We start from the raw sequence: 10,723 nt of genomic DNA on the forward strand, positions 1-10,723 counted from the left end.
GGAAAAAGCGCATAGCGCTTTTCCCTTGGGAGTTGCGTCAAGGCAAAAGTCGAAACCAGATCGGGAGGCCTGCCATGAAAAGTCGCGTTGCCGTCGTCGGAGCCGGCCCATCCGGCCTGGCACAGCTCAGGGCCTTCAAATCGGCGGCCGACAAGGGCGCCGACATTCCCGAGATCGTCTGCTTCGAAAAGCAGTCGGACTGGGGCGGCCTGTGGAACTACACCTGGCGCACCGGTCTCGACGAGCATGGCGATCCGGTGCACGGTTCCATGTATCGCTATCTCTGGTCGAACGGACCAAAGGAATGCCTGGAATTCGCCGACTATACTTTCGAGGAGCACTTCGGCCGGCCGATCGGCTCCTATCCGCCGCGCGCCGTGCTGTGGGACTACATCAAGGGGCGCGTCGAGAAATCAGGCCTGCGCAAATGGGTGCGCTTCAACAGCCCGGTGCGCATGGTGACGTTTTCGGACGAGACGAAGAAATTCACCGTCACCGCGCATGACCGCACCAACGACGTCACCTACTCGGAAGAGTTCGACAATGTCGTCGTCGCCTCCGGGCATTTCTCGGTACCCAACGTGCCCTATTTCGAGGGTTTCTCCACCTTCAATGGCCGCATCCTGCACAGCCATGATTTCCGCGACGCGATGGAGTTCAAGGGCAAGGATATCCTGATCATCGGCCGCTCCTATTCGGCCGAGGACATCGGCTCGCAATGCTACAAATACGGCGCCAAATCCATCACCTCCAGCTACCGCTCGAAGCCGATGGGTTTCAAATGGCCGGAGAATTGGAAAGAGGTGCCGCTGCTGCAGAAGGTCGTCGGCAAAACCGCGCATTTCAAGGATGGCACGACCAAGGATGTCGACGCCATCATCCTGTGCACCGGGTACCTGCATTCCTTCCCCTTCCTGACCGACGATCTGAAGCTCAAGACAGCCAACCGCATGTGGCCGCTCGATCTCTATGAAGGCGTCGTCTGGGAGAAGAACCCACAGCTTTCCTATATCGGCATGCAGGATCAGTTCTACACCTTCAATATGTTCGACGCGCAGGCCTGGTTTGCCCGCGACGTCATCATGGGCCGCATCAAGCTGCCCTCGGCCGAGGCGATGGCCGCTCACGGCGCGAAGTGGCGCGCGCGTGAGGAAACGCTGGAAGACGCCGAGCAGATGATCTGGTTCCAGGGCGACTACACCAAGGAATTGATGGACCAGACCGATTATCCCGGTTTCGACGTCGAGGCGGTCAACCAGACCTTCATGGAATGGGAACACCACAAGGGCGAAGACATTATGAGCTTCCGCGACCACGCCTACCGCTCGCTGATGACCGGCACCATGGCGCCGCTGCATCATACGCCGTGGCTGCAGGCGCTGGATGATTCGATGGAGAGCTATCTCGAGGTGAAGGGCGTCGCGGCGGAATAACGAGTGGGCTTGCCGTCAGGCCGGCGCCTCGACCCAGCCGTGGCGACTCTCGCCATAAACAGACTGCGTCGGCGCCGGAAATGCCGGGTCTCCGAAGCAGCCGACTGCGACGGCTACCGCCGCCGGTTTTCGTGACGGATACCAGAAGACCGTTGAGCCGCACGTTCCGCAGAAATGGAAGGTGACGGGAAAGCCGCTGTCGGAATCGCGTTGGAATGTCTGGAATGAGCCGCTGATCTCGGTCTCGGCGGCATCGAAGAAAGCGGCGATCCCGAACGGACTGCCGGTCCGCCGCTGACAGTCCAGGCAATGGCAAAGCGAGACCTTGGCCGGCTCTTGCGGGCAGCGGATCTGCAATTGGCCGCAGGTGCAGTGAGCGATCCGGCCGGTCATCATTCTCTCCTGTATCGGGGCGGCTAATCCTAACCCAGCCTTGCGCGCGCCTTCGCCGTCCAGGCGCTGAACAGCCGGTCGGCGACGATGCCGATGAAGGCGATGGCGAGACCCGCGACGATGCCGCGGCCGGAATCGGCCTTGGACAGCGCGATGAACACTTCCTGGCCGAGATCGCGGGTGCCGACCATGGCGCAGATGATGATCATTGCCAGCGCCATCAGGATCGTCTGGTTGACGCCCAGCATGATTTCCGGCAGCGCCAGCGGCAGTTGCACGCGAAAGAAGGTCTGGCGCGGCGTGCAGCCCGACACCTTGGCCGCCTCGATCAGCGCCGGCGGCACCTGCCTGATGCCGTGATTGGTGTAGCGGATCGCCGGCACCACGGCGAAGGCGATCGTCGCGATCATGGCGGTGACGTCGCCGACCCGAAACAGCATCACCACCGGGATGATGAAGCAGAAGGATGGCAGCACCTGCAGCGTATCGATGACCGGCGTGACGATCTTCTCGAACCGGTCGCTGCGTGAAGCCATCAGCCCGATCGGGATGCCGATCAGGCAGGCGATCAAGGCCGAGATACCGCAGAGATAGACCGTCGCCATGGTCTTTTCCCACAGGCCGGTGATGGCGCAGAAGGCGGTCAGCGCGGCGACGAGGACGGCGAGACGCAGGCCGGAGAGTTGATAGCCTGCAAGGCCGAGCAGGAAGACGGCGCCGAGCCACGGAAAGCCCTCGCAAAAGGCGCGCAGCGGGTTTAGCAGATTGAGTATGAGCGCCACGCGAAATGCTTCGATCGTGTCGAAGAAATTGATGGTCACCCAGTTCACCGCCGCCTTCCACAGCGGCGCCGTGGTGAAAGTGATCGCTTTCGGCACCACTGCCAAGGCCGGCACGAACAGGCCGAGCAGTGTTGTCACGACAAGGATGGCGATGGCCAGCGTCAGGTTGGGGTAGCGCCACCAGAGGCTCGGGCTTACCTCCTGATGGACATGGCCCTTTGCTTGGCTGTGCGCGATGGCTTGGCTCAGCCGGTCGAGTGCGATGGCGAGTGCCACAATGGCAAGGCCGGCTTCCATCGCCTCGCCGACCTTCAGCGCGCGCAGCGCCAGGAGCACGTCGTAGCCGAGGCCGCCGGCACCGATCATCGAAGCGATGATCACCATGTTCAGCGCCAGCATGATGACCTGGTTGACGCCGACCATCAATGTCGGCCGCGCCGACGGCAGCAGCACCCGCCACAGTTTCTGCTGCGCCGTGCAGCCGGCCATTTCGCTGAAATCGTCGATCTCCGACGGCACCCGCGATAGGCCGAGCATCGTTGCTCGCACCATCGGCGGGGTGGCGAAGATGGCGGTCGCAATCATCGCCGAGACCGGGCTGTTGCCGAACAGCAGCAGCATTGGGATGAGATAGGCGAAGGTCGGGATCGTCTGCATCAGGTCGAGGGCAGGGGAGACGATGAGCCTTTCGGCCCACGGCTTGCGCCACGCCCAGATGCCGGCGAACAGCCCGGTGACGATGCAGAACGGCACGGCGATGGAGATCAGCCCAAGCGTCAGCATGGCGCTGGTCCATTGGCCGAACAGCGCGATGTAGAGGAAGCAGCCGCCGACCAGCAGGCCGAGTTTTCTGCCGCCGGCTGCATGCCCCGCGATGAAGGCGGCAGCACAGACGCCGACCCAGGACAGCCGCGGCAGGACATAGGCGTCCGCGCCGTGACCGATCTTGAAATTCTTGGCCAGCAGATTGAGCGCGAAATCGAGCGGAACGCCGAGCACAGCGGTGATCGAGCGGGTCAACCAGGACAGGTTCGACTTGATCCAGCGCATCAGCGCGCTGATCCAATCGGCGACCGGCACGACGGCGCTGGCCGGATAATTGACCGTCCAGGACAGGCGGTCTTGCAACAGGAACACGACAAGCACGGCCGCGAGTGCCACCGCCCAGACGAACAGCCAGACCTGAACCGGGCGCGACCGCGTTTCGCCGGCGCTTGCCGTCACCGTCATGTGCCGCCTCCGGAACGCTCAATGCCGGCCAGCAGATCGATCACCGCTTGCGGCGTCACCTCGCCGATCGGCTTGCCGGTGCCGTTGACGACCGCGAACGGCTTGTTGGCGGCAACGATGCTGGCGGAAAAGCTGGATATCTTGGTCTCCGGCGCCACCGTTCCGCCATGCTCCGAGCCGTCGCAGGCCTGCATCAGGCTGCGTGCCGAGATCACCTTGGCGCGGTCGACGTCGCGGGTGAACTCGGCGACGTAGTCGGTCGCCGGATTGACCACCAGTTCCTCCGGCGTGCCGATCTGGATGACCTCGCCATCCTTCATGATGGCGATGCGGTCGGCCAGCCGGATGGCCTCGTCGAAATCATGGGTGATGAAGACGATGGTCTTGTGCAGCATCATCTGCAGCCGCATCAGCTCGTCCTGCATCTCGCGGCGGATCAGCGGATCGAGCGCCGAGAACGGCTCGTCGAGGAACCAGATTTCCGGTTTTGTCGCCAGGCTGCGGGCGATGCCGACACGCTGCTGCTGACCGCCGGACAGTTCGCGCGGATAGAAATGCTCGCGACCCCTTAAGCCGACAAGCTCGATGACCTCGCGCGCCCTTGCTTCGCGTGTCGCCCGGTCCTGCCCCTGGATGCTGAGTGGGAAGGCGATGTTCTCCAGCACGTTGAGATGCGGCAACAGCGCAAAATTTTGGAACACCATGCCCATGCGGTGTCGTCGCAATTCGATGAGTGCTGCATCGGAGATTTTCAGCAGGTCATTGCCCTCGAATTCGACCTTGCCGTGGGTCGGCTCGACCAGCCTCGACATGCAGCGCACCAGCGTCGACTTGCCGGAGCCCGACAGGCCCATGATGATGAAAATCTCGCCCTGGCGGATTTCAAGGTCGACGGCGCGCACCGCGCCGACCAGCCCGGCAGCCGTGACGTCGGCCATGCTGGCCTTGCCGTCACGTTCGCGGATGAAATTGGCCGCGTTCGATCCGAACAATTTCCAGACATTGCGGCAGGCAAGCTTTACCGGACGGGCGTCTTTTGGCGCGCCCGCCGTGTTTGGCTCCTGTTCAGTCCTGTCCGTCATTCGAATGTCCCTCTGGAATATCAACAAGTGAGGCCCGGCTGGTCAGCAGCCGGGTCTCATTTTTCCAGTCGGAACGATCACTGCGCCCAGGCTTTCCAGTCGGCCTCGTGGGCGGCGATCCAGGCAGCTGCGACGTCCTCCGGTGTCTTGCCGCCGAGATCGATCTCGCCGCTCATCTTGTTGAGCTCATCGGTGTCGATCGTGTAGGCCTTGGCCACCTTGTAGGCGACCGGCCATTTGTCCTTCATGCCGGACCAGGAGTATTTCCAGATCTCGCCATGCGGCTTGCCGCAGTCATATTTGGCGTCGGGGTTCACGCCCCATTTCGGGTCGTTGTAGCACTCGGGCGTGTATTCCGGGAATTCAACCCACTCGCCCTTGTATTTGGCCGGCGCCCAATGCGGCGAATAGATCCACAGCATGATCGGCGCCTTGCGCTGATAGGCGGAATCGAGCTCGGCGAACATCGCCGCGTCGGTGCCGGCATGGATGACGGTGAAGGGCAGTTTCAGCGCCTCGACGCGCTCGTCGTCAAAGCCTTCCCAGGTCACCGGGCCGCCGAGATAGCGTCCCTTCGGTGCGGTCTCCGCCGTCGAGAAGGCTTCGGCGCATTTCGGGTCCTTTAGCGCTTCCCAATTGGGCAGGCCCGGGCATTTCTCCTTCATGTATTCTGGAAACCACCACTCTTCCTTGGCCTTGGGTCCGAGCTTGCCCAGCCGTTCGGTCTGGCCGGTCGCATCGGAGGCCTTCATGGCTTCGCCGGCGGTCGTGTCCCAGAACTCCAGGCCGACATCGAGATCGCCATTGGTGAGGCCCGTGGTCAGGCTGGAGAGGTAGTCGGCCGTGGGATACTCGACGGTATAGCCGAGCTTTTCCAGGATACCGCCGAGGATCTTGGCGTTCAGATTGACGCTGGTCCAGTCGAACAGCGCGATCTTGATCGGATCGTTGGATTCTGGTGCGGCGGCTTGGGCGGAAGGTGTCAGTGCACTCGCCGCGGCGAGTGCGAAGGTTCCCATTGTTAAGGTCGAAATCACACTGCGAAGTGACATGCTTGTTCTCCTTCAAGCTGTGAAAATTATCGTTCGTTCCCTTCTTGCGGCTTTTCTTGATTGTGTTGGAAAGGCTGGTCTTTGCGCAAGGCCGTCGGCGCCAGATTGTTGCCCCGGCTTTGGCCGACGCAGGCAAGATGGTGCTCAATTCTAGTGATGATGGAACAGGACTGCAGTGTCGGCGTCATGGTTGCCGACGGATCGCTGCGGGGGCGGTCATCTGCGGATCGATTGCCAGTCTTGCGGCGCCTTGCAAGGTGCGAGCCATCAAGGTCTCATGTTCTCGGCTGTCGACCCGGCAAGCGCCATCTCGCCAAGCCAGTTTCATGGGATGAAATTATATATATCAAGGTTCATGTCGCGCAACGACTAACACCGCGCGAGGCGTATAAATTCAGACTGCAGGCGAAGTTGAACCTCTACCAGCAGACGTAGCCGCCATCGACAATCAGGTCGAGGCCGGTGACGAAGCTCGCTGCGCGGCTGGCCAGGAACACCGTCGGTCCGACCATTTCCTCCGGCGCCGCCATCCGCCCCATCGGCGTGTCGCGCTTGAAGATCTTCACCTCTTCGGCCACCTCAGGCCGCTTGTTCATCGGCGTCAGTGTGTAGCCCGGGCTGACGACATTGACGCGCAGGCCGCGATCGGCCCACTCCATAGCGAGACTCCTGGACATGTGGATGACGGCGGCCTTCGAAGAATTGTAGTGCGCCTGCGTCAGGCCCCGGTTGACGATGGTGCCCGACATCGAGGCGATGTTGATGATCGAGCCCTTGCCTCGCACCAGCATCTTGCGCGCTTCGGCCTGACAGGACAGGAACACGCCGGCGACATTGACCTCGTGCACCTTCTGCCACGTCTCCAGCGGCATCGTCTCGGCGGGTTCGGAGCCGGCAATGCCGGCATTGTTGACCGCAACGGTCAGCGCACCGAGTTCGCTCTCGACTCGATCGATCGCCGCCGCCAGATCGCTCTGCGATGTCACTGTACCGTTCAGCACCAGCGCCTTGCGGCCGAGTGCCGTGATCCGGTGCGCCGTTTCATCCAGCCCACCTTTCGACGCATGACCAAAACAGGCGATGTCGGCGCCTGCCTCGGCCAGCCCGATCGCGATGGCCTGGCCGATGCCGCTGCCGGCGCCGGTGACCAGCGCGACATCGCCATCCAGCTTGAAAAGATCCATCGAGTGTCCTCCCTGTCTCAGGAGGGTATGCGCTGACCCGTGCTTCGATCAAGCGCCCGCGCGCAAGCGGCGTCGATGCCTAGAAATAACCGTTCGACGCGGCCGTGGCTTCCTTCGGGATTTCGACGCCATCGACCAGGATCTTGTCGACCAGCTCGTGGTGGAAACAGACCAGCCCCTTGATGCGCTCCGCCTCGTGCACCGGCTCAGGATAATACCAGACCAGGTTCTCGTGGCGCTTGGCCTTGGTCGTCACGTGATAGTAGTTGGAGATGCCCTTGTAAGGACAGCGCGAGATGTAGCGGCTGGGCGCGAACATATCGAGCCGCGTGTCGGCGATCGGCAGATAGTGGCGCACCGGATGGCCGGTCTCGAACAGGAACACGCCGCGGCGTGAATCGGCGACCTGCTCACCATCGAGGATGACCTGCACGCGCCGCGACGACGGCAGGCAGTCGACGCGGCGGAACGGATCGCGGGCGTGGACAAAGATCTCCTCGTCCTCCTCGAACCAGTGCCCCATCTTGCTCCAGGTGAACGACATGTAGTCCGATATCGGCGGACAGCCCTTGACCGGATCGAGATAGCGCCAGGCCGCGTCCTCGACCAGCGTGATGCCGGTGTTGAGCGAATAGTGGGTGGCTGTGCCCTTGAATGGGTCCTCTATCGTGGTCTTGCTCGGCAGCAGGAACTCCTCGCGAACGTCGCCGATCGGAAAATAGTAGACCGGCAGATGATCGGATTCGTAGAACACCAAGGCGTTGGTCGTATCGGCCACGGTCATTGACCCCACCTGCACGCGCAGGCGCTTCTGCGTCGGCATGGTGAAGGCTATGTAGCCCGGCTCGAAGTCGTACTGCACGATGGTATCGAGCAAGGGAAAATGCGGCCCGCGGCCGCGCAGATGAGGCTTGCGAATGGTAGTCTCCCGTTTTGTTTCTTTTGTCATCGGGCGTTGAGGCACGATCAGCTCAGGGACACGCGATCGAGCAGCAGGCCGGCGGCGATCGGCGGCAAGCCGCTGACATTCTTGCGCACCGGCACCAGCAGATCGGGGAAATAGCTGAAGATGACAGGCGTCTCGTCGAGCAGCAGTTTCTGGATGTCGGAGGCGGCAGCGCGTTGCGCGCCGACATCGAGCGCCTTGAGATAGCTGGTGACCATGCCGTCATAGGCCGGGCTCTTGAAATGCGCCGCATTCCACGGACCGTCGCTGACCAGCGGGCTCTTCAGGAAGACGTTCGGCACGCTGCGATGGGCGTAGTCGGTGATGCCAAGTGGGCTGTCCAGCCAGTCCGACTGGCCGAACACCGCCTTGCCGTAATATTTGTCCTGGTCTTCGATGTTGAGCGAGATGCGGGCACCGATTTCCTTGGCGAAATTCTGGAACAATTGCGCGTAGCCGGGAATGTCGGAATAGCGCAGCGTCGTTAGCGTGATGTCGAAACCACTGGCAAGGCCCGCCGCCTCCAGCAACTGCTTGGCCTTGGCGATATCCTGGACGCGCTGCGGCACCGTCTTGTCGGTTGCGGGGAAAGCGGGTGCGAAGGGGCTGTCATTGCCGGTCGCCGCCATGCCGCGGCACAGCCCGTCGACCAGCTTGGAGCGGTCGATGCACAGCGCCAGCGCCTGGCGCACGCGCTTGTCGGTGAAGGGGCCGGTGTCGCAGCGCATGTGAAGCTGCCGGTGCGCGGTCGAAGCGACACGCAGCACCGTGATATCAGGACTGTTCAGCACCACCTGGCTTACATCGAGCGGAACGGCGTCGAGAATGTCGACCTCGCCGGCCTGCAGCGCCAGGATGCGCGGCTGCACGTCGCCGTAGAATTTGAATTCGAGCCGGTCGGGCAGCGCCTTCTCGCCCCAATAGTCGGTATTGCGGATGAAGGTCGCGCCGACCTTTGGCGTGTAGGTCTCCAGCCGGAATGGCCCGGTTCCTTCGAACGTCTTTTCGTAGTCGCCCTTGTAGCTCGCCGGCAGGATGACGGCGTTGTAATTGTCGATCGACACCGAATAGGGAAAGCTGCCATTCGGCGCATCGAGATGGAAGGCGACGGTGTGGTCGTCGACCTTCCGGGTGCCGCCTTTCGACAGCAGCCCCTTGAACACGGAAAGTGCATTGGAAGCGCCGTTGGGGTCGGCCAGCCGGTCGAAGGTCGCGACGACGTCGTCGGCCTTGAAATCCTCGCCATTGTGGAATTTCACGCCCTTGCGCAGCTTGAACGTCCAGACGCTGCCGTCCTCGTTCGGCGCCCAACTCTCCGCCAGCACCGGCTTCAAGGTGAGGTCCGGCTGCGTGATGCAGAGAAATTCGGCGGTCTGGAAAACCAGCTGGTAGCTGCCGCTGTCATAATAGGTGACGGGATCGATGGCGCCGCCCGGCGTCGCCACGCCGGCGCGCACCGTGCCGCCCGGCTTGCCCTCCGCGCGTGCTTGCTGCGTGCCGAGGCCGGCGGCCGCGACAAGGCTGCCCAGGAACGGCAGTGAGAGACCACGCACGCTGCCATGGCGCAGGAAGTCGCGGCGGTCCATCCTGCCGGCCAGCAATTCGTCGACAGCGGAATTTTCGATTGCAGTGAGCGTTCTGCGAGCGTTGTCGATCATCCGGAAATGCTTGGGCATGGCTGGATTCCTCGCTTGTCTTGGGGTTCGGCCATCTAGTTCATTGTTGACTGCCGCCGGAAAGCGATATTTTTTGATAGGGGTCATCGAAATTTTCGATGCAGAGGTGGGCATGGACACTGAAAATCTGCGCAGCTTTCTCGAAGTCGCCACCCATGGCAGCTTCACCGTTGCGGCCAGCCGGCTCAACCTCGCGCAGTCCACCGTCAGCGCACGGATCAGGGGGCTGGAGGAGCAGTTGGGCCGCCGGCTTTTCGTGCGCGACCGCGATGGCGTCACGCTGACGCCGGCCGGGCGGCAGTTCCTGCCACATGCCTCTTCCATCACCCGAACCTGGGAGCAATCGCGGCAGGACATCGCCGTTCCCGATGGCTACGAGACCTTGCTGCGGCTGACCGCGCCTGCCTATCTGTGGGACCGCATCACCTCGCCATGGGTCGAGTGGATGCGCGCCAGGCGGCCGAACGTGGCGCTGCGGCTGGAGGGCAGCTTCCCGGACTCGGCGATCGACCAGCTGACGGAAGGCCTGCTCGACATCTGCATCCTCTACCTGCCGCGACCGCATCCCGGCATCGTCTACGAAACGCTGGCCGTCGATCAGGTCGTGCTGGTGCAGCACGCCGCGCAGAACAGGCCGTGGACCGAAAACTACATCCTGATGGACTGGGGGCTTGAGTTCCGCATCGAGCACGACCGCGCCTATGCCGGCATGGTCAAGCCGGCCATATCGGCGGGGCTGGTCTTCATCGGGCTGCAGCATGTCCTGTCGCAGCAGGCCGCCGCCTATCTGCCGCTCAGCGCCGTCAGCGGTCATATCGAGCGCGGCGAGATGCGGCGCATCGACAATACGCCGGTGTTCCAGCGGCCGATCTACCCCGCCTTGCCCGCGAACCCCGCCTCGTCGGATGTTCTGGATGTCGCGCTCACAGGCCAGCGTGCGCAGGC

The 10,723-nt window shown here is 62.6% G+C and carries 9 protein-coding genes; 2 read left to right on the top strand and 7 right to left on the bottom strand.

The window, feature by feature from the left end; all coding sequences use genetic code 11:
* Positions 1-74 precede the first annotated feature (74 nt).
* Entirely contained in the window at positions 75-1,433 is a 1,359-nt protein-coding gene (locus EN925_RS08600) for an NAD(P)/FAD-dependent oxidoreductase (RefSeq protein WP_127369003.1), read from the top strand.
* Positions 1,434-1,448: 15 nt separating this feature from the next.
* Here the strand turns inward: EN925_RS08600 and EN925_RS08605 are convergent, their stop codons facing one another.
* From EN925_RS08605 to EN925_RS08635, 7 genes are all read right to left on the bottom strand, one after another.
* Entirely contained in the window at positions 1,449-1,826 is a 378-nt protein-coding gene (locus EN925_RS08605; protein WP_013532891.1) for a GFA family protein, read from the bottom strand.
* A gap of 29 nt (positions 1,827-1,855) precedes the next feature.
* The gene (locus EN925_RS08610; RefSeq protein WP_127369002.1) at positions 1,856-3,838 is read right to left on the bottom strand and encodes an ABC transporter permease subunit; all 1,983 of its coding nucleotides are present in this window, start codon (positions 3,836-3,838) and stop codon (positions 1,856-1,858) included.
* On the bottom strand, positions 3,835-4,920 hold the full coding sequence (locus tag EN925_RS08615; protein ID WP_127369001.1) for a glycine betaine/L-proline ABC transporter ATP-binding protein: 1,086 nt from the start codon (positions 4,918-4,920) through the stop codon (positions 3,835-3,837). Before EN925_RS08615 ends, EN925_RS08610 begins: the two co-directional genes overlap by 4 nt.
* Before the next feature lie 77 nt (positions 4,921-4,997).
* Positions 4,998-5,972 carry an ABC transporter substrate-binding protein gene (locus EN925_RS08620; protein WP_064995094.1) on the bottom strand — a complete coding sequence of 325 codons (975 nt, stop codon included), beginning with the start codon at positions 5,970-5,972 and terminating at the stop codon, positions 4,998-5,000.
* 419 nt (positions 5,973-6,391) lie between these two features.
* Entirely contained in the window at positions 6,392-7,156 is a 765-nt protein-coding gene (locus tag EN925_RS08625) for an SDR family oxidoreductase (RefSeq protein ID WP_013532887.1), read from the bottom strand.
* 79 nt (positions 7,157-7,235) lie between these two features.
* Positions 7,236-8,126 (bottom strand): DUF427 domain-containing protein, encoded by an 891-nt coding sequence (locus EN925_RS08630; RefSeq protein WP_164753535.1) that lies wholly within the window; start codon positions 8,124-8,126, stop codon positions 7,236-7,238.
* Positions 8,123-9,778, bottom strand: coding sequence for an ABC transporter substrate-binding protein (locus EN925_RS08635; protein WP_128336460.1), 1,656 nt, complete (start codon positions 9,776-9,778; stop codon positions 8,123-8,125). The genes EN925_RS08630 and EN925_RS08635 overlap by 4 nt, the downstream gene beginning before the upstream one ends.
* Before the next feature lie 112 nt (positions 9,779-9,890).
* Between EN925_RS08635 and EN925_RS08640 the strand changes: the two genes are divergently transcribed.
* The coding region (locus EN925_RS08640) for a LysR family transcriptional regulator (protein ID WP_164894162.1) at positions 9,891-10,723 on the top strand (833 nt) is incomplete at its 3' end.

Origin of the sequence: Mesorhizobium sp. M7A.F.Ca.US.006.04.2.1, assembly GCF_004022915.1 — a bacterium.
GTDB classification, from domain to species: Bacteria; Pseudomonadota; Alphaproteobacteria; order Rhizobiales; family Rhizobiaceae; genus Mesorhizobium; species Mesorhizobium ciceri.

Bases quoted from the DNA above. Each gene is read 5' to 3' on its own strand.
- EN925_RS08600 (WP_127369003.1), top strand. From the start codon at position 75: ATGAAAAGTCGCGTTGCCGTCGTCGGAGCCGGCCCATCCGGCCTGGCA.
- EN925_RS08605 (WP_013532891.1), bottom strand. From the start codon at position 1,826: ATGACCGGCCGGATCGCTCACTGCACCTGCGGCCAATTGCAGATCCGC.
- EN925_RS08610 (WP_127369002.1), bottom strand. From the start codon at position 3,838: ATGACGGTGACGGCAAGCGCCGGCGAAACGCGGTCGCGCCCGGTTCAG.
- EN925_RS08615 (WP_127369001.1), bottom strand. From the start codon at position 4,920: ATGACGGACAGGACTGAACAGGAGCCAAACACGGCGGGCGCGCCAAAA.
- EN925_RS08620 (WP_064995094.1), bottom strand. From the start codon at position 5,972: ATGTCACTTCGCAGTGTGATTTCGACCTTAACAATGGGAACCTTCGCA.
- EN925_RS08625 (WP_013532887.1), bottom strand. From the start codon at position 7,156: ATGGATCTTTTCAAGCTGGATGGCGATGTCGCGCTGGTCACCGGCGCC.
- EN925_RS08635 (WP_128336460.1), bottom strand. From the start codon at position 9,778: ATGCCCAAGCATTTCCGGATGATCGACAACGCTCGCAGAACGCTCACT.